16 protein-coding genes are annotated in these 20,595 nt (G+C 40.6%); 3 read left to right on the top strand and 13 right to left on the bottom strand.

What is annotated here, in order from left to right:
- Positions 1-17 precede the first annotated feature (17 nt).
- On the top strand, positions 18-1,916 hold the full coding sequence (locus tag ATS75_RS02425) for a DUF294 nucleotidyltransferase-like domain-containing protein (RefSeq protein WP_058558824.1): 1,899 nt from the start codon (positions 18-20) through the stop codon (positions 1,914-1,916).
- Positions 1,917-1,929: 13 nt separating this feature from the next.
- Entirely contained in the window at positions 1,930-2,619 is a 690-nt protein-coding gene (locus tag ATS75_RS02420) for a 3'-5' exonuclease (protein WP_058558823.1), read from the top strand.
- A gap of 38 nt (positions 2,620-2,657) precedes the next feature.
- Here ATS75_RS02420 and ATS75_RS02415 read toward each other — a convergent pair whose 3' ends face one another.
- The 5 genes from ATS75_RS02415 to ATS75_RS02395 all read right to left on the bottom strand — a co-directional run bounded on the left by ATS75_RS02415 (position 2,658) and on the right by ATS75_RS02395 (position 9,875).
- On the bottom strand, positions 2,658-4,232 hold the full coding sequence (locus ATS75_RS02415; RefSeq protein ID WP_058558822.1) for a BCCT family transporter: 1,575 nt from the start codon (positions 4,230-4,232) through the stop codon (positions 2,658-2,660).
- Positions 4,233-4,654: 422 nt separating this feature from the next.
- Positions 4,655-6,322, bottom strand: a complete 1,668-nt coding sequence (gene asnB, locus ATS75_RS02410) for an asparagine synthase B (protein ID WP_058558821.1) — start codon at positions 6,320-6,322, stop codon at positions 4,655-4,657.
- Positions 6,323-6,598: 276 nt separating this feature from the next.
- On the bottom strand, positions 6,599-7,540 hold the full coding sequence (locus ATS75_RS02405; RefSeq protein WP_058558820.1) for a biotin-dependent carboxyltransferase family protein: 942 nt from the start codon (positions 7,538-7,540) through the stop codon (positions 6,599-6,601).
- Complete coding sequence (pxpB, locus tag ATS75_RS02400) at positions 7,537-8,229, bottom strand: 5-oxoprolinase subunit PxpB (RefSeq protein ID WP_414858271.1); 693 nt, start codon at positions 8,227-8,229, stop codon at positions 7,537-7,539. Before pxpB ends, ATS75_RS02405 begins: the two co-directional genes overlap by 4 nt.
- A 128-nt stretch (positions 8,230-8,357) precedes the next feature.
- Positions 8,358-9,875, bottom strand: a complete 1,518-nt coding sequence (locus ATS75_RS02395; RefSeq protein WP_058558819.1) for a leucyl aminopeptidase — start codon at positions 9,873-9,875, stop codon at positions 8,358-8,360.
- A gap of 216 nt (positions 9,876-10,091) precedes the next feature.
- On the opposite strand from ATS75_RS02395, the gene msrA reads away from it, so the two are divergent.
- Positions 10,092-11,321, top strand: a complete 1,230-nt coding sequence (gene msrA, locus ATS75_RS02390; protein WP_058559074.1) for a peptide-methionine (S)-S-oxide reductase MsrA — start codon at positions 10,092-10,094, stop codon at positions 11,319-11,321.
- Positions 11,322-11,345: 24 nt separating this feature from the next.
- On the opposite strand, the gene ATS75_RS02385 is transcribed toward msrA, so the two are convergent.
- The 8 genes from ATS75_RS02385 to ATS75_RS02350 all read right to left on the bottom strand — a co-directional run bounded on the left by ATS75_RS02385 (position 11,346) and on the right by ATS75_RS02350 (position 20,593).
- The gene (locus ATS75_RS02385; protein ID WP_058558818.1) at positions 11,346-12,416 is read right to left on the bottom strand and encodes a GGDEF domain-containing protein; all 1,071 of its coding nucleotides are present in this window, start codon (positions 12,414-12,416) and stop codon (positions 11,346-11,348) included.
- Between the two features lie 227 nt (positions 12,417-12,643).
- Positions 12,644-13,522, bottom strand: a complete 879-nt coding sequence (locus ATS75_RS02380; protein ID WP_058558817.1) for a LysR family transcriptional regulator — start codon at positions 13,520-13,522, stop codon at positions 12,644-12,646.
- A gap of 365 nt (positions 13,523-13,887) precedes the next feature.
- Positions 13,888-14,544, bottom strand: coding sequence for a 3-oxoacid CoA-transferase subunit B (locus ATS75_RS02375; RefSeq protein ID WP_058558816.1), 657 nt, complete (start codon positions 14,542-14,544; stop codon positions 13,888-13,890).
- An 11-nt stretch (positions 14,545-14,555) separates the two neighbouring features.
- On the bottom strand, positions 14,556-15,254 hold the full coding sequence (locus ATS75_RS02370) for a CoA transferase subunit A (RefSeq protein ID WP_058558815.1): 699 nt from the start codon (positions 15,252-15,254) through the stop codon (positions 14,556-14,558).
- Positions 15,255-15,300: 46 nt separating this feature from the next.
- Positions 15,301-16,227: a hydroxymethylglutaryl-CoA lyase gene (locus tag ATS75_RS02365; RefSeq protein WP_058558814.1), complete on the bottom strand. Its 927-nt coding sequence runs from the start codon at positions 16,225-16,227 to the stop codon at positions 15,301-15,303.
- Positions 16,220-18,196 (bottom strand): acetyl/propionyl/methylcrotonyl-CoA carboxylase subunit alpha, encoded by a 1,977-nt coding sequence (locus ATS75_RS02360; RefSeq protein WP_058558813.1) that lies wholly within the window; start codon positions 18,194-18,196, stop codon positions 16,220-16,222. Before ATS75_RS02360 ends, ATS75_RS02365 begins: the two co-directional genes overlap by 8 nt.
- Before the next feature lie 8 nt (positions 18,197-18,204).
- The gene (locus ATS75_RS02355; protein ID WP_058558812.1) at positions 18,205-18,975 is read right to left on the bottom strand and encodes an enoyl-CoA hydratase/isomerase family protein; all 771 of its coding nucleotides are present in this window, start codon (positions 18,973-18,975) and stop codon (positions 18,205-18,207) included.
- Positions 18,976-18,985: 10 nt separating this feature from the next.
- Positions 18,986-20,593: a carboxyl transferase domain-containing protein gene (locus tag ATS75_RS02350; RefSeq protein WP_058558811.1), complete on the bottom strand. Its 1,608-nt coding sequence runs from the start codon at positions 20,591-20,593 to the stop codon at positions 18,986-18,988.
- Positions 20,594-20,595 lie beyond the last annotated feature (2 nt).

Genomic DNA, 20,595 nt, shown 5'->3' with positions numbered 1-20,595 from the left:
TTAATTAGGATCTGCTTATGCAAGCCGAACATGTTGATATAGCCTCATTCCTTAGTGAGCATGCGCCATTTGATGAATTACCCGACAATGCATTGAATACACTCTCATCCGAGATAGAAGTAGCGTATTACCGCTCAGGAAGTCCTATCTTAAATTTGGGTGATGATATTAGTGACTTATACGTTGTTCGCAGTGGGTCAGTAGAAATTTACCGACGTGATGGTGACTTATATAACCGTCTTACCCTAGGTGGGATATTTGGTCAGATGGGCTTATTGATGAATCGCAAAGTCCGCTATCCTGCAAAAGCGCTGGAAGATACGCTTGTGTATTGTATTAATGTGTCAGTTTTTAATCAGTATTGCGACAAGTATGAAGTGTTTGCTGATTTTTTTGAGGCAAATGGTACGGTAAGATTACATCAAGCTATCGTAGAGCAGGCTGATAGCAATGATTTAACAACGGCAAAAGTTAAGACACTGCTTCATCGGGATGCAGTGATTGTAGCCAAAGAGGCCAGTATTCAAACCGTCGCGCAAATTATGACACGTGAATCCGTATCCTCGGTATTAGTAACTGACAGTGATATGCCCATCAGTGAAGACCCTGAAGATGATGATGGTCAAGTTGTTGGGATCATTACAGATAAAGATTTACGTACCAAAGTCATCGCACAAGGTAAATGCTTTTCCTTAACAGCTCAATCAATTATGCAAACTGATTTGATTCTCCTTGATAGTAATGCCTACGTATTTGAGGCCGTATTGGCAATGCTGCGCGATAATATTCATCACCTGCCCGTTGTGGTAAAGAAAAAACCTATTGGGGTTATTTCATTATCAGATATTTTACGTTATGAATCACAGAGCAGCCTTCTGCTCGTACGTGGAATCCTTGCTCAACAATCGGTCGAAGACTTAGCGTACTACGCACGCCAACTACCTAATGTTTTTGCTCGTATGGTGAATGAGGATGCAAATTCACATATGATTGGTACAGCTATGGCTGTAATAGGGCGGACATTTAAACAGCGGTTGTTGGCCTTGGCTGAAGAAAAGTTTGGTCCACCCCCTATTCCTTACTGCTTTATTGCCTTAGGTTCTATGGCTCGTGATGAACAACTCATCGTAACAGATCAAGACAATGCCATTATTCTCGACAATAGCTTTAATGAAACACTACATAATGACTACTTTCAACAGCTCGCTGATTATGTTTGTGATGGATTGGCCCAATGCGGCTATAGCTACTGTGATGGTGAAATCATGGCGTCGTTTAAAAAGTGGCGTTTAACAAAAGCACAGTGGCAGTCTCAGTTCGCTCAATGGATCGAAGAGCCTAAACCTCACGCGTTACTTCATAGTTCAATTTTCTTTGATTTAGATGGTGTATACGGGAAAGTAAAATGGGCAGATGATTTAAAACGCTTTATTTCACAAGCAGGGCGCAAAAATAAACGCTTTTTAGTGAATATGGCACATAACGCACGTAATAGAACACCGCCACTTGGTTTCTTTAAGGGGTTTGTGTTGGAGCACAACGGCCAGCATAAACGTTCGATGAATTTAAAGCGGCGAGGCACGGCACCTCTTTCTGATGTCATACGTGTTCATGCATTGGCAGTTGGGTCTAGAAAGCAAAATTCATTTGAACGGCTCGAAGACATTATCGAGGCAAAATTGCTCCCAGAAGGTAAAGCACAAGATTTAAGGGATGCCCTTGAATATATAGCCATGATCCGTATTCGGCATCAAGCGTGGCAAATAGAGCAACTCAATGAGCAACCTGATAATGATTTGGAGCCCCATTTACTTTCTCCCTTTGAGCAACGAAATCTAAAAGAAGCCTTTGCTATTTTGGATAAAGCACAGAATTTTCTTAAGTTTAAGTATTCTACTAATACATCAATCAAATAGTCAGGGACGCTGAATGTTAAGTTGGCCAAACCGTTACCGCCAGTTACGTGATCAATGTAAAGCAAAGCCTATTTGTGAATTTTATCAGTGTGCTATAGATAACCCTGCAATGCCAATAGGTGAAGTTCCACTGGTCGCCCTTGATTTTGAGACGACGGGTCTAAATTATTTAAACAACGACATTGTCAGTGTTGGGCTGGTGCCGTTTAACACACAGCGCATTCGATACCGCAACAGTCAACAGTGGTTAGTAAACCCAAGACAAATGTTAGCGGAAGATTCAATCGTGATACATGGAATTACACACTCCGAGGTTAATCAGGCCCCTGATTTCTCAGAAATTATAACCCCGTTGTTGTCAGCCTTGTCGGGTAAAGTCATTGTGGTTCACTTTGCAGCTATTGAGCGTCACTTCCTTTATCATGCGTTAAAGGAACGTTTAAATGAAGGGATTGAATTTGCAGTGATTGATACGATGGAGCTTGAAAAACGTGCATTGAAAGCACGGCAAGGGTTAATTGGACGCGTTTTAAATAGTAAGCTTGACTCAGTCAGATTAGCAGATACACGTTCACGGTATGGATTACCAGCCTATAACAACCACAATGCATTAACTGATGCATTGGCTACAGCAGAATTATTACAAGCTCAGCTAGCTTATCACTATCGCCCTGATACACCGCTAAGTGATTTATGGATATAAAACGCCGCAAGCATTGCGGCGTTTTATAAAGTGACTATTTAGCTTCTCGGTTCAGTCTTTAAACCCATGAGTAAGCTGACACACATCAATAGCAATACAACGGTAAAGGGTAGCCCGGTTGAGACAGCACCGGCTTGTAAAGCCTCCATTGCTTGAGTGCCTCCCACCCAGAGTAAAGTCGCTGCAATGGCACCTTCAACGGATGCCCAAAAAATTCGCTGCGGTACTGGTGCATCAACTTTACCACCGGCTGTAATTGAGTCTATAACTAATGAACCTGAGTCTGATGAGGTAATAAAAAATACCAGTACAAGAACAACGGCAGTAAATGACAATAACTTGGCAAACGGAAGTTGATCAAACATCTCAAACATGGCTAGCGGTACTTGCGTTAAACCGTCAGTACCAAGTTTACCCACTCCAGAGACAACTTGATCAATGGCGATCCCGCCATATATAGACATCCATAAAATGGTGACCAACGTTGGGATCAATAATACGGCAATCAAAAACTCTCTGATAGTACGTCCTTCAGATACACGCGCGATAAACATACCAACAAACGGTGACCAAGATATCCACCAAGCCCAATAAAATACAGTCCAACCATGCATCCATGTTTCATCTTCACGCCCATGAGGGTTACTCAATGGAATGATATTTTCAACATAGCCCATCACCGTAGTTGGAATATTGCCCACGGCTGCCGCAAAGCCAACAAGGCACACAAATGTCATTAAAATAAATGCGATGAGCATATTAATATTACTGAGTAGTTTTACACCACCGTCAATACCACGGACTACAGAAATGATAGCGAGAAGTGTGACAACAGCAATCACGAGTATTTGTAAGCCCACACCGGACTCCATGCCAAATACATGATTAATACCCGCTGATGCTTGTTGTGCACCCAGCCCAAGCGATGTTGCCAGACCAAATAGGGTCGCTAAAACAGCTAAAATGTCTATGATATGACCAGGCCAGCCCCATGTTCTATCTCCTAGTATCGGGTAGAAAATAGACCTAATAGAAAGTGGTAATCCTTTATTGTAAGTAAAAAAGGCGAGTGATAATGCAACTACAGCGTAAATCGCCCATGGGTGAAGCCCCCAATGAAACATGGTTGCACCCATGGCAAGCTTGGCAGCTTCAGGAGTGTTCGGTGTCGCGTTTAAAGGTGTTTCATACCACCCAGTATAATAGGCTACAGGCTCAGCGACTCCCCAAAACATTAGGCCTATTCCCATACCCGCCGCAAATAACATAGCCATCCACGATAAGCGAGAGTGAGTTGGACGAGCATTGACGCCACCGAGTCGAATTTTACCATAAGGAGAGAGTATTAACCCAATACAGAATAATAGAAATATATTGGCAGACCACATTAAAAAGCTATCAAAGTGATTAATTATATCGAACTTTATACCATCCAAAGTTGCTTTTGCTGTTTGTGGGTCACTGACTAATACCGCGATTAAAAATATTAATATTAAACCTGCGCTTGTTCCAAAAACTGGATTATGAACATCAAACCCCCATTTTTGTACATTATCCTGGCCTACCGTGTAGTCAGTGTTATCAATGCTATATTTGTCATGATTATCACTCATGAAAACCTCGTTTGTTTAATTTTATTTGTTTAGAGCTAAATTAAGCAGTTTTCTTTGATTTTAATTAGTATACGAACTATTGATTGAGAAGAACGAATTAGACTAAGTGTAGAAGCTGAAACATCAATGTAAATAATTTAACCCTAAAACCATTATTTATCTTTGTTTATACGCAACTAGGTTACATGAATGGGTTAAAGTTGTCATTGTTGATAGTTAATTATTGTTTGAATAAGTACAAAATTGTCCGCCCTAATTTTGTTTGTATAGTGACTAATTTTATCTATACAATGCGGTTTTTATTAATGAGTGACGTATTAAAACGACTAGGGAAGAGTGATATAGGTAAGGGGAATAATAGAAAATGCTTAAAGACTGTATAAGGTTACGCACAGCCTTTAAGCTAAACAATGGTTTAATACTTATTTTTTATAAGCATCGTTGTGAATTCCGGCAGCTCGTCCTGAGGGATCAGCATTGTTTTGAAATGATGTATCCCATGCCAGCGCTTCAGGTGTTGAACAAGCGACTGACTTCCCATGAGGAACGCATTTAGCCGCAGCATCCCCCGGGAAATGTGATTCAAAAATAGTACGATAAAAGTACGCTTCTTTTGAGTCCGGTGTATTGATTGGGTATTTGAACTTTGCATTTGCAAGGTCTTGATCGCTCACTTGTTTGCACACATATTCTTTAAGTGTGTCAATCCAGTTATAACCAACCCCGTCAGAAAACTGTTCTTTTTGACGCCACAACACTTCATCTGGTAAATACCCTTCAAACCCAGCTCGTAAAATATGCTTCTCTATTTTACTGTCTTTACACATTTTTGCTTCTGGGTTAATTCGCATGGCCACATCTACAAAGTCTTTATCTAAGAATGGCACCCGTGCTTCAACTCCCCACGCAGCCATAGATTTGTTTGCTCGTAAACAATCGAACATATGTAATTTCGATACTTTTCGATTGAGCTCCTCATGGAACTCTTGTGCATTTGGTGCTTTATGGAAGTATAAGTAACCCCCAAAGAGTTCATCAGCACCTTCACCAGAGAGCACCATTTTTATTCCCATAGCTTTGATCTGTCGAGCCATTAGATACATGGGTGTTGAAGCACGAATGGTTGTTACATCATACGTTTCTATGTGGTAAATCACTTCTTTTAGGGCATCAATCCCTTCTTGTATTGTAAAGTGTATTGGGTGATGAACGGTGCCAATCATATCAGCGACTTTTTGTGCTGCGGCTAAATCAGGTGAACCCTCAAGTCCCACTGAAAATGAATGCAATTTAGGCCACCATGCATCACTTTCGTCATTATCTTCAATTCGTTTTGCAGCAAAACGTTGTGTAATTGCTGAAATGACTGATGAATCTAGGCCACCTGAAAGTAAAACTCCATAGGGCACATCACACATTAATTGGCGTTTAACAGCAGCCTCGAGAGCATCTTTTACATCCTCAGCTTTTGCATCATTGTTTTTTACGGCGTCAAAATGTTGCCAATCTCTAGCATAATAAGGGCGAAGCTCACCGTCTTTACTATAGAGGTAATGCCCAGGAGGGAATTCTTCGATATGTTTACATATCGGTGAAAGCGCTTTTAATTCAGAAGCAACATAGAAATTGCCGTGTTCATCATGGCCTGTATAAAGCGGGATTATACCAATATGGTCACGACCGATAAGGTATGCATCATTTTCTTCATCATATAAACAAAATGCGAATATACCATTAAGTTCATCCAAAAACTCAGGGCCTTTCTCTTTATAAAGCGCCAGTATTACTTCGCAATCTGATTGCGTTTGAAAAGTAAAGTCACTCTTCAAATTAGCGGCAAGTTCTTTATGGTTATATATTTCACCATTTACAGCAAGAATATTTGTTTTTTCTGGGTTATATAATGGCTGTGCGCCACTGGTTACACCAACAATGGCTAATCGCTCGTGTACTAAAATAGCTTTTTCAGATGAATACACGCCAGACCAATCTGGTCCGCGATGACGTAATAATTTTGACATTTCAATTGCTTGGCTTCGCAATTGAGATGCATCAGACTTAATGTCTAAGACACCAAAAATTGAACACATAGTAACTCCTCATTCCTATCATGTGTGCGCTTTAAACAGATTTATTAATAACGCGAACCTTTGTTTTATCAGAAATAATTAACTAAGTCACATAGGTTTTACAATATTTTCAGAATAATTTATGCACCAATATAATCAGTGTTGCACTATAAAGGTGAGATGGTGTGGCGTGAAGGCTATAAAGCTCTAATTTCTATTCACGTAAAGCTTACTAAGTAGATGTGATTATAACCTCCGAGCTTTCAGTTGCACCACGAAGGTGCGTAAAAATGAATGCTAGGGTAGAGAGCGGCCTCTGTTATTCATTACGATTGAAAGCTGTGCAAAATGAGCATCAATTTTTTTTTGCGCGTGTTCGGCAATCTGTTTATTGACGTATTCAAAGCTGACTGTGTCGCCAGGCTTTAGTTGAGCAAAATGAAATAAATCGGCGCTAATTACAGTGCCAAGCAAGGGGTATCCCCCGGTTGTTTGTGCATCATTAAGCAACACAATCGGATCTCCGTTGGGTGGCAATTGAATAGAGCCTGGGCTTACTGCAAGTGAGGGCAGGGAATGACTGTGTGCCAATGTTGTGTTTTCATTTGAAAGTCTCACTCCCATCCGGTTACTTTGTGGCTTAACATACCATTGAGTTGCACAAAATGAATGCAAGGTCTGTGAAGTCAATAAGTCAGCATGAATGCTAGGATGAATACGAATTACGTGGCGCTTTGGTGGTAGTATGGCACCTCGTTTTGGCCACGGGTTATCATACGGTTTTACTTTGATCAGATCACCTTCTTTGAGTGAAAAGCCTGTTGCTCCGCCAAAACCTGCCGCTAAGTCGGTAGCACAAGAACCCATAACGGGTTCACACAAGATTCCTCCTTTCACAGCAAGATAGCCTCTCAGGCCATTTTTAGCGGCTTTGAACGATAAGATTTGGCCCTGCTTAACAGGGTATGTCCAGCCTGGGTAGATTGGAATGTCATCTAATTGAGTATTCATATCAGTGCCTACTAAAGCGATCACCGTGTTGCATGTAAATCGCAATTTGCCAAGACCAAGTGTAATCTCAATGACGGCATCATTTTTATTGTTTTCCAATAATGCGTTTGCTAATTGCATTGCACACGTATCCAAGGCTCCTGATTGAGCGACACCTAAATGTCGAAAACCAAATCGCCCCAGGTCTTGAATACTCATCAGTAATCCCGGTTTCAATACCTCAATCATAACAACGCCTCCTCAGATATAAACTGCAGGGTATCGCCGGGTGCAATTGCACAGGGTGGATTATTTTGCCAATCAAATAAGCTAAAATTTGTGTGACCAATTATATGCCATCCACCAGGTGAATCAGCAGGGTATATACTGGTCTGATCTGCACCTATTGCCACAGAGCCTTTTGGTACTTTTACTCTAGGCTCAGAACGACGAGGTGTATGAAGCTCAGCAGGTAAGCCATGCAAGTATGTAAAGCCAGGTTGAAATCCTAAAAATAAAACGAGATAAGTGACATTCATATGTAGTTCAATAACGCTGCTTGCTGAAATGCCATGATAGTTTGCAATAAACTCAAGATCGGGCCCACATTCTCCACCATAACGAGTCACAATTTTATGGTGAGTTCCTTTATGTTCTTGAATGTCTGTTGTATTCCACCACTGCAATAGCGTTGTTTGCCAATAACGAATGTGATCAGAATGAACTAAATACACTGTCAACGAATTCATGGCAGGAACAACATCAATGAAAGCAGTTGATGCTTGACAGCGTTCAACCAATGCCCATATTTTTTTTTGTACGGATAAAGAGCATCCTTTTAAGTGAGTTGCATCTAAAAACAGGCTATGGGAACAAGGGGCGGTAATTTTCACTTTTGAGTCTAAATTCATTACGTTGGCATTGTAATTATTCATCATTTTAAATTAGCACAATCAAGCGTAAATGTTTACAGGAATAAGTAGTTAGGTAAATCAGGGGAGTTATTTAATACACGTACGTAAATTAGCATGCATCAGTTAATTGTCTGATGCATGCACAAGATTGATTAGTTATTTAATAACCATTCAGATAATAAACGAACACCAAAGCCAGTGCCGCCAGGTGATATTTCACCTTTGCCTTTTGTTGCTAGCGCATTACCAGCAATATCGATATGCACCCAGCGTGTCTCACCCGCAAAATGCTCTAGGAAGCTTGCAGCTGTTGTTGCACCAGGGCCACTAGAACCAATGTTTTTAAGATCAGCTATATCTGAGCTGAGTGCATCTTTGTAGCCTAAAGGAAGACGCCAAAGATTTTCATTCACCTCTTTACCTGCAAATGTAAGCTGAGATACTAGTGTATCATCATCGGAGAATACCGCTGCATAGTCATTACCAACGGCTCTTATTTTAGACCCTGTTAGTGTTGCGACATCAATCATTATCTCAGGTCTGAAGTGCTTTCTTGCATACCACATTGCATCACTCAATACTAATCGACCTTCCGCGTCAGTATTTACAATTTCAACGCTTAGGCCTTCAGCTGTGCGAACAACATCACCAGGTGCAACGGCAAACTGTGAAACCATATTTGCAGCCATGCCCATGACAGCAACGACATTTTTATCTGCCTTAGCTAACGCCATTGCTTTAACAGTTCCTAATACGGCGGCGGCGCCTGCCATATCAGATTTCATTCTCGCAATTGATGCACCTGTTTTTATACTATAACCACCTGAGTCAAATGTAATGCCTTTGCCAACTAATGCAATAGGGCTCTCATTTGAACCTTTGTAATGAGCCACTACTAATCGTGCGCCTTGTTGACTACCTCGACCAACAGCTTCTAGTGCACCCATACCCAATTTCTTTAATTCTTTTGGTCCTAACACTGTGACTTTCACGCCCAGACTTTGTAGTTCTTTTGCTGCATTAGCAAAATCAACAGGCGTCATTTCAGTGGCTACTTCTGAGGTTAAATCACGCGCTAGGAACACACCTTCTTGGATACTTTCTAGTACTGAATATTGTGAACGGGATTTGGTAGTATCAGCAACGTCCATAACATAATCGATAGTGCCTGTATTTGGTTCTTTTTTATATTTCTCAAAACGGTGATCTCGTAAATTAGCACCATGAGCAAAGTTTGCTGAAAGCTCTGCGTTATCAGAAGCACCTATCACGTCATCAAAGATGATATTAGCTGAATCAACTTTATTAGCTAAAAGGTAAGCATGAACATCGCCACCGAGTTTTGCGATTGTTGCGTTATCAAGTGCTTTATTTTCGCCGGTTCCGACTATTACGATACGTGCATGCTGGCTTCCTTTAGGGGCAATAACCTCTAATACTTCACCGACTTTACCTTTATAATCCTTGAGTTCAATAGTGTGAGCAAGGAGCTCGTTTAGCTGCGTATTAACCGTTTTAAATTGTGAGTTCTCGCCATCTTGACTATAAAACACAACAACTGTTTGCGCTGAACTATCAATTTCTGTCGAAAATTTAAACTTAGCAGCATTTACTTGCGTACTAACTGCGAGTGCTAGGGTTAATGCAGAAGCTTTAAATATATTTTTCATGTTCACACCAATATAAAATAAAAATGCTTTTTACCTTATTTCGGTCTTCATTTTAAGCTTTTCTCGGTGAAGCTTTGATATAAAGCGACGAGTATGGCTTTTTGCTTAATGAAATAATTTAATGACTTATTGGGTCTAGTTGAGTAGTAGTGGTTTAAGGAGTTAAATAGGATGAACAAGCTGACAAAGATATTATTGTGTACTGGTTTTATAACAATGAGCTTAACGGGTTATGCATTAACATCAAAAAGTGAGCGCCCGACACAGGCGAGTATGCATGTGCAAACATTGGTTTTAGGTTCTGGCTGTTTTTGGGGAGCTGAAAAACGATACGAAGCATTACCCGGAGTAATAAATGCTGTTTCTGGTTATGCAGATGGAAGTGGCTTTAAAGCAACTTACCGAAATATAACAGCACCTTCGAGGCGTTTTAGTGAAAAAAACTACGCTGAAGTTGTGCAGGTAACTTTTAACACCAATTTTTTGTCGACTGAAGCGTTGTTAAAAAATTATTTTGAAAGCCACGATCCGACCCAACTAAATCGGCAGGGGAATGATATTGGTACCCAATACCGCTCGACTATTTTGACTACTAATGCCGAGCAACTTGAAATAGCCACTAAATTAAAACAGGAATATCAAACCTACTTAACTAAAGCAGGCTATGGTGATATAAAAACGATCATTAAACCGCTAGAGGCTTTTTACAAAGCTGAGTCTTATCATCAAGACTATATTGCCAAAAATCCAGATGGTTACTGCCCAGATCACTCAACTGGGGTTGTTTTTAATCAAGCGGAAAAGATAGAAGTAGATAATAGCGAGCTCTTGCTCGGCAAACAGATTGTTATTATTGATTCCCACGATTACTGTCCGTATTGTGAAAAGTTAAAGAAAGATGTGACCAATGACTACAAAGGCTCGATACCAATTACTTATCGAAAAGCGGACGAACTAGATAAGTTAACGATTTCTTCTCCAACTTGGGCAACGCCAACATTGATATTTTTAGAAAATGGGTCAGAGGTATTTGCTCACCAAGGTTACATTAATAGATTAGACTTTTATAAAGTATTAGGGGCGTTTAAACTCGGGGATAGTGAGGCTTATAAAGTGGCTTTCAATGCGCGCACAGATAGTCCATTTTGTAAGGAGTACGATATTTTTAAAAACACGCCAGATGGGCAGTTTGTGGATAAACTCAGTGGCGAAGCGCTATTCGATACGCAAGATAGGTTCAAATCAGGCACTGGTTGGTTGTCTTTCACGCATCCCGTAAAAGGCTCAGTCACTGAACACGAAGATAATAGTTATGGAATGCAAAGAATAGAGATCAGATCAAAATCAAGTGGCATTCATCTTGGGCATTTATTCCCAAAGGAGGGGCCTAATCGTCAGGACAGATATTGTATCAATGCAACTGTATTAGATTTTATCCCTCGCTAATTTGATAGAAGTTACTAAACAGTATTAATAACAAACAAATGAGCCTGGCTCTTTCTTTGCCAGGTACATTTTATCATCTGCTAGTTTGATGATTGCGTCAGTATCTAAATCTTGACCTGCAGTCACCCCTGATACACCCATACTCAATGAGTAATTGGGGTATTTCTCTTTAAAGCCTGCAATTATACGGTCACAGATAATTTTAGTTTGCCCTATGGCACAATCAGGTAAAATAATACAAAACTCATCGCCCCCATAGCGACATGCAAGATCTACTTCCCTAATACAACTAGTTAGAACATGTGCTATGAACTTTAGCACTTCGTTACCTTTTAAATGACCTTCAAGATCATTAACACCTTTAAAATTATCAACATCTATGTAAATAAACGATAAACTACTGTCACGCCTTTTCGCAACGGCAAGTTCTCTTCTAAGGACATCTTGCATGGCACGTTGGTTATAAATACGAGTGAGGGGATCAAGACGTGTTTGTTCTTCTAATTGGAAAGTACGTTCAGCTACCTTCTTTTCAAGACTTTTAGCATATTGTTCAGTCTTTCTTTTTGCTGATTCAATCTCACCGAGTAAACTCCCTATGTAGGTATCAAATACCAGTGTAGTATCAAAATAAAATAAATTCTCCAGTGTAGTTAATGTCTCTTCTAACTCATTTGGGTCTTCAATATGATCTTTTAATACATTAACAATGAGTTCTTTGAGTGTTTTTACTGCTGAAAGGTACAGTTTTGGTTCTACACCAATGCGTTTATGTACCATACCAATACGTAAACGATTGTTAACGTATTCGCTGTCATATTTACCTGAGAACAAATCTATCACATATTTACGCTGTGCGTTTCTAAGACGTGTTAGCGTTTCTGCGTCTCCAATAAGGAGTGATATTTCATCTATTTCTGTTTGCTTTTCATAAAATTCGTCAACGATAAGGTCAATTTTGTTTTCAATAAGTTCTTTATGTTGTGCTATTTGTGAAAGCGAAGATTTTGTTAAACTGAGTAGCTCCATCCTATTGGCTATTTCTAAATCGCTTATTTGCATTTGTTCGAGTAGCGTTGTATCCGTTCTACTCATAAACTACTCCTAAAGACATAGAATAAATTGGTTGTATCGTCTTCAATTTTTTTCCCTCAAATTGATTCATCTCGTACCCATTTAACCAAGTAGGCCTACAGGTAAAGCTTCTAGCATGTTCGCTTGTATTAAATACTAGGATAAAAGTTTCAGAAGTAAAGTTTTCAATCGGTGTAACTTATTGAACTCACATTAACTTATAGAAGGCTGTGGATTAACTTACAAATTTATTTGAGGTGTTTGTAAGTATCTAATATCCATTTTATAAATAGCTCCAAAGAAGCGTTTGATTCACTGGGTTCATGCTGGACTAAATAATATTTGTCTTTTGTTTTTAACGGCAAATCAGTAAAACTAAACAACCATTGTTCATCAAACCATGTTTGACTAATAGGTAATGGGATTAATGCTATCCCCATACCTTGTTGAGCAGCGCGGGCAACACCAAACATACTGTCTACTTGAATAATTTGTTTTGGTGAAAAATCATCAATTCCTGCATGCTCTGCCCATTGATGCCACGCCCATGGTCGCGCTTTGTGAAGAATCAACGGAAGTTCATTCAGCGCCTGTAACGGTTTGTCTTGCCAAATTTGCCAGTTGTGTTTATTACATGCAGGAGAATAGGAAAGTGAAAATAGTTCGTGTACCACGCCTTCAATTGGCTTCGATGAAGAAAGCACAATAGATAAATCACTTTGACGTGTGAGTTCTTTACGCGTTTTCATGGTGTTAAGTTGTAAATTTGTGTTTGGATGCTCTGTTGTCCATTCACTTAACTTAGGCATCAATAATTCGCTTGCAAAAAATTCAGGCAAAGTAATACTTATATTTACATTTTCTTGTAGCTGACTAAATTCATTAATTGTTTTTTCCAATGCTTTTATAAGAGGGGAAACAGAATCATAAAAATTTTTTCCTGCAGCGGTTAAACGAATAGATCGTGTTTGGCGTTCAAATAATTCTATTCCGAGCTGCTCTTCTAACTGTTTTATTTGATGACTAACTGCAGAAGGCGTTAGGTAAAGTTGATTCGCGGCTTCTTTAAAGCTTAACGTCCTGGCCGCAAAGCAGAATGAACGTAATCCTCTGATAGGTGTTTGCATAATATAAATAAGTAAGACTATATGACACTAGTTAAGCAATAAACAATCCAATTTGCAAAGATTAAGCAACTCAAGTTCAACAAGCGATTGATTAATCCACAAAAAGTAGGAGATTACGATTATTTAGGTAAATGAGTATCGAAAGTTCGTAATCTGTGAATAATTATTGGCGATCTAAGAGTGAAGGTATTCACAGTTTTATAAACAATTTAAGCCATTTGAACAGGATTAGCGCATAAAAATAAGCGGTTGCAGCAATAGGGTGCAAAATAGGAAATAAAAAAAATCCCTCTTGCGAGGGATTTTGGGTAACTCAGCGCCAATGGCACTGGGAATGAGGTCGGTACAGGGTTAGTATAAACTGACTAAAACGTCATCTCAGGGACTTCACCATCAACAAGTAACTTACCTGCTGTTTTACTAATTATTTCATCAACTGATACGCCAGGAGCGCGCTCAAGTAGATGAAATGCGCCGTCTTTAACTTCCAAGACGGCTAAATCGGTTACTATTTTCTTTACACAGTTAACACCGGTTAGTGGTAAAGAGCAACTTTCAAGAAGTTTTGAATCACCATGCTTGCTTGCATGGGTCATAGTAACAATAATATTCTTTGCACCAGCTACAAGGTCCATTGCGCCACCCATGCCTTTAATTAGCTTTTTGGGGATCATCCACGACGCGATATTTCCGTTCTGGTCTACTTCAAATGCACCTAAGACTGTTAAGTCTACATGACCACCACGGATCATTGCAAAACTATCTGCACTATTAAAAATGGCTGCACCTGTCGCAGCTGTCACGGTTTCTTTACCCGCGTTGATCATATCAGCATCAACTTGGTCTTTTGTTGGGTATTGCCCCATCCCCAATAAGCCGTTTTCTGACTGTAGCATTACTTCGATTCCATCGGGTACGAAGTTAGCGACTAAAGTTGGTATACCAATACCTAAGTTAACGTAGTATCCATCTTTTAGCTCTTGCGCAACGCGCATAGCGACTTGTTCACGTGATAATGCCATGTTCGTTGCTCCTAATCGCTGGTGGTAATACGTTCAATGCGTTTTTCAAATTGACCTTTGATAACACGGTTAACAAAAATCCCCGGGGTATGAATTTGACTAGGTTCAAGTTCGCCAGGCTCAACAATTTCTTCAACCTCGGCAACGGTAATTTTACCTGCTGTAGCTGCCATAGGATTAAAATTCATTGCCGTATGGCGAAATACTAGGTTGCCATAACGATCTGCTTTCCACGCTTTAACAATAGCAAATTCACCGGTGATCGATTCTTCTAAAATAAAAGGACGACCATCAAACTCTTTCACTTCTTTGCCTTCTGCAACAGGCGTTCCATAGCCTGTTGCAGTGTAGAAGGCGGGTATTCCAGCACCGCCAGCTCGCATTTTTTCAGCTAACGTACCTTGAGGTGTAAGTACCACATCGATTTCACCATTAAGCAGTTGCTGCTCAAATAGTGCATTTTCACCAACGTAAGAGGCGATAATTTTTTTGATTTGCTTGTCGTGTAATAAAATACCAAGCCCAAAATCATCCACACCACAGTTATTGGAGACCACAGTGAGATCGTTTGTTTGCTTACGTTTTATTTCATTAATAAGCCCTTCAGGGATGCCACATAAACCAAAACCACCGGCTATGATGGTATCGCCATCTTTTAAACCTTCCATTGCAGCTTCATAACTTGAAACTACTTTATCGAAACCGGCCATGGGCCCACTCCTTAATAATATTATGTCGTAAACCAATATGTATAAATTATTGGTCAGTAGATTGAGTTTTCAAAGCTAAAGAGACTTTGCTCACTGGTTGCTTGTTTAATGCACTGCAAATAGACCATCCAGCGCTAGCTAGTCTTTCTAAATCAATTCCATGCTCTATGCCAAGCCCTTGAAGTAAGTAAATAACATCTTCAGTGGCAACATTTCCTGACGCACCCTTGGCATAGGGACACCCTCCAAGTCCTGCGACTGCACTGTCAACCGTTGCTATGCCTCGCTTTAGCGCGGTGTAAATATTTGTGAGCGCCTGCCCATAAGTATCATGAAAATGAACAGCGAGGTGTGATTTATCAATGTGAGGTAAAAGAACATCAAATAATTCATCAACATGTTTAGCTGTACCAACACCGATAGTATCACCCAAGCTTATTTCATAGCAGCCTAGTGCTAAAAGCTTTTGAGAGACTTCACGTACTTTGATTGGATCTACTTCTCCCTCATAAGGGCATCCCAAGACACAGCTTACATATCCGCGTACGCGAATGTTATTTGATTTCGCAAAGGCCATGACTTCACCGAAGCGTGTAATACTTTCATCAATTGAACAGTTTATATTTTTTTGGCAAAAAGCTTCACTAGCCGCGGTAAAAATCGCAAACTCTTTAATGCCCACGGCATGCGCAGCTTCTGCACCTTTAAGATTAGGTGTGAGGGCTGTGAGATTTACATCAGGTAAATCAAGTGCCTTTATAACATCCATTGAATCAGCCATTTGTGGTACCCACTTAGGTGATACAAATGCGCCTGCTTCAATATCTTTAATGCCCGCTGTTGCGAGCGAATTAATTAACGTTACTTTATCTTGCGTGGTTACAGCGGTCTCATTTTGTAATCCATCACGCGCTCCCACTTCGACAATACGTACTTGTGTCGGCAGTTCATTTAACAATGATGTGTTACTCATTTTCTTGGCTCTCATCTGAGACTATAGCTAATAATGCACCATGCGAGACTAGTTCGCCCTCAGCAAAACAATAGCTTTGAAGTACACCATCATGTGGTGCATTAAGCGTATATTCCATTTTCATTGCTTCAATAATAACGACAGCATCGCCTTTCGTTATTTTAGCACCCACCTCAACAAGGTGTTTAACCACGGTACCGTTTAACGGCGCAGCAAGGGGAAGGGCTTCGCTTTCATGTTCACTGACATAATGTTTATCTTGCAAAGCAAACACAGTTTGTAGTGCTTTGTACATAACAGTGATAGAGCCATCAGAAAGGGCTATATGACATTGGTGTTTATTACCATCTATAAAGAGGTCACACTGGCCATTATTAAGTTGTCCTGACGTTGTATATACAATGTCATTTATCGATATTTTAAAGCCAGTACTAGTAATCTCAGCCGTTATTTCATCGCCAATTAAAGGTACTTTAATGATTGGATCTGCATTTAATTTAAAGCCATTTAATTGATCCCATACATTACGTATCTGAGTCTTTGCTAATGAACTTAAGTAACAGTGAGCTGCAATAACTTTACTATAAGTTAATTCAAGCGCATTTACGGCAACGAGTGCTTGGCCTTGTTCTTCGATAAAGTGGGTGTCAGGTGCGCCGTCTTTAAATGTTTTATGGTTTGCAAGTGTATGTAAAAAGTTAACATTACAGCTAAAACCTGATAAATGAAATTCCTCTAAAGCAGTGCTTAAGCGTAAAAGCGCTTGTTCACGAGAGTCATCATGAACAATGAGTTTAGCAATCATAGGATCATAGAAAGGGCTTATTTCATCGCCTTGTGTTATACCTGTGTCAATACGAACAAATTCAGATTGAACTGGTATATACAAGCTTTCCACCTTGCCTGAGCAGGGGATAAAATCATTGCTTGGGTCTTCTGCATAGATACGTGCTTCAAAACTGTGCCCGTGCAATTGAATGTCAGTTTGTTTAAGTGGCAGTGCTTTATCAGCAGCTACATTTATTTGCCAGTTAACTAAATCAACACCCGTGACCATTTCTGTCACCGGGTGTTCAACTTGAAGGCGGGTATTCATTTCCATAAAGAAGAATTCATCGCCACATAGTAGAAACTCAACAGTACCAGCGCCACGATAATTGATAGCCAGTGCACAGCGTACAGCTGCTTCCCCCATTTCTGTACGAAGCTCATCACTTAAACCAGGTGCAGGTGCTTCTTCAATCACTTTTTGATGACGTCGTTGGAGTGAGCAATCTCTGTCACCCAGGTAAACGCAATTTCCGTGATTATCTGCAAACACTTGTACTTCAACATGGCGAGGCTTGTTTACATAGCGCTCCAGCAGAACGAGATCATTACCAAAGCCAGCTACGGCCTCACGCTGTGCTCCTTGCAATGCAGTCATAAAGTCCTTAGCACTTTCAACAATACGCATGCCTTTACCGCCACCACCAAACGCGGCCTTTATAAGTACCGGGTAACCAATTTTGTCAGCTTCAGCTTGCAGAAACGCAGGGTCTTGATTTTCTCCATAATAACCAGGAACGAGAGGGACGTTGGCCTGCGCCATAATCTCTTTTGCACGCGTTTTAGAGCCCATTGCTTCAATACTGCTGGCAGGTGGACCAATAAAGGCAATATTGTTGTTTTCACATGCTTTTGCAAACTGACTGTTTTCTGATAGGAAACCATATCCTGGGTGAATACAATCTACACCGGCATCCAAAGCAACGCTTAATATTTTATCTGTAACAAGATAGGAGTCTTTACTTGGTGCAGCACCTATATGATAGGCTTCATCCGCGTATTTAACGTGTTGGGCATTCTTATCTGCATCAGAATAGACAGCGACAGTGGTTAATCCCATTTGTTTTGCTGTGCGCATAACCCGACACGCAATTTCGCCGCGATTAGCAATAAGAATTTTCTTTAATGATTGTGTGGTCATAGTGTTTCCTATGCTTGCCATTGGGGTGGACGTTTCTCAAAAAAGGCAGTTAAACCTTCTTGACCCTCTTGAGATACACGAATACGCGCGATCCTGTCAGCGGTTAAATTTATCATCTCTTCATCAATTGTTTGCCCTGCAACATCGTTTATGAGCTCCTTAGCTGCACGAACGGCAACAGGGCCATTATTTATGAGGGTTTCTAATAAGTGATCTAGTGCACACTCTAATTTGCCTGTTACCTGATGCACAAGCCCTAAATGTTTAGCCGTATGAGCATCAAAAATTTCCGCAGTTAAAAAATAGCGTCTGGCTGCTCGCTCTCCAATGGCTTTAATAACATAGGGACTAATAACCGCCGGAATTAAACCAAGCTTTACTTCACTTAAACAAAATTGTGCATTGTCTTGGCAAATTGCAATATCACAACAGGCTATTAACCCTAATGCCCCACCGAATGCAGCACCTTGGACTGCACATACGGTTGGCAGAGGGCTCGTTGCCAGTACATGCATTAATTTTGCCAGTTGCTTCGAATCAGCAAGGTTCTCTGCAAAATCATTGGCTGCCATAGATTTCATCCAATTTAGATCGGCACCTGCTGAGAAGTGTTCACCCTCTGTTTTTAAAACAAGGGCGCGTACATCAAGGGTATTTGCATGTTCGATGCACTGAATTAGTTCATGGATCACTTCATCGTTAAATGCGTTACGTTTTTCAGGGCGACTTAAAACGAGGACAGCCACATTTGATTTAGTTATTTGTAGTGTTACTGACATACTCACTTCCTTACATTCTAAATACGCCGAATTGCGAATCACGTTGAGGTGCATTAGCGGCCGCACTCAATGCGAGGCCTAATACTTTTCTGGTATCTTGAGGGTCAATAATCCCATCGTCCCATAAACGTGCGCTAGCATAGTAGGGATGACCTTGGTGTTCATATTGATCAATGATTGGCTTTTTAAATTCATTCACCTCGTCATTACTCATACTTTGGCCTTTACGGGCTAAACCATCTTGTTTAACTTGTGCCATAACACCTGCAGCTTGTTCACCACCCATAACTGAAATACGGGCATTAGGCCACATCCACATCATGGTTGGTTCAAATGCTCTGCCACACATTCCGTAGTTACCAGCTCCATATGAACCGCCAATCAAAACGGTAAATTTAGGCACGTCAGCACATGAAACAGCCATCACCATTTTCGCACCGTGTTTTGCAATTCCTTCAGCTTCATATTTTTTACCCACCATGAAGCCTGTAATATTTTGTAAAAAGACAAGTGGGATATTACGCTGTGCGCATAGTTGTATAAAATGCGCGCCTTTTTGGGCTGATTCACTGAATAAAATGCCGTTATTAGCGACGATGCCAACAGGATGGCCATGGATTTTTGCAAACCCTGTGACCAGTGTGTCGCCGAAGTAACGCTTAAACTCATCAAAAGATGAATCATCAACAGTTCGTGCAATAACCTCACGGACATCAAATGGTTTTTTTAAATCTGTCCCCACAATGCCATAAAGTTCACTGATATCGTAACGAGGTGCTTTAACATCGTCGAGTAAAGCGTGAGTAGGACGATGGTAATTAATGCGTTCTATACATTGGCGAGCAATTGACAAAGCATGTTCATCGTTTTCAGCATAATGATCAGCTACACCAGACGTTTTACAATGCACATCGGCTCCGCCTAATTCTTCTGCTGTTACTTCTTCACCCGTTGCAGCTTTAACAAGAGGAGGGCCTGCTAAGAATATAGTCCCTTGCTCTTTAACTATGATACTTTCATCAGCCATAGCTGGCACGTAAGCACCACCAGCGGTACACAACCCCATCACGACAGCAATTTGTGGGATTCCTTTACCTGACATTCTGGCTTGGTTGTAGAAAATACGGCCAAAGTGGAGTTTGTCTGGAAATACATCGTCTTGTTCTGGCAGGTTTGCACCCCCAGAGTCAACCAAGTAAATACACGGTAAATGGCAGCGTTCTGCAATATCTTGTGCTCGCAGATGCTTCTTAACCGTCAATGGGAAGTAGGTCCCTCCTTTAACGGTCGCATCGTTGGCGATGATCATACATTCAACGCCTTTCACTCTGCCGATACCTGCTACAACGCCGGCACACGGTATTGGTTGTTCATAAACTTCATGCGCTGCAAACTGCGATATCTCTAGAAAAGGTGAGCCTTCATCGATTAACGTGTTTATTCGGTCGCGAACAAATAGTTTACCGCGGCCTTGGTGACGTTCGATTAGAGCAGGTCCACCACCTTGGCTTATTTCATTTACTTTCGTACGTAAATCAGCGACCAAATCAGCCATATTCTGCTGATTTTTTACAAACAAGGGAGCATGTGGATTTACGCTAGATTTTAAAATAGTCATCG

The organism is Pseudoalteromonas sp. H105 (assembly GCF_001469215.1).
Lineage (GTDB): Bacteria > Pseudomonadota > Gammaproteobacteria > Enterobacterales > Alteromonadaceae > Pseudoalteromonas.
This window is presented reverse-complemented; position numbering and strand designations above follow the sequence as displayed.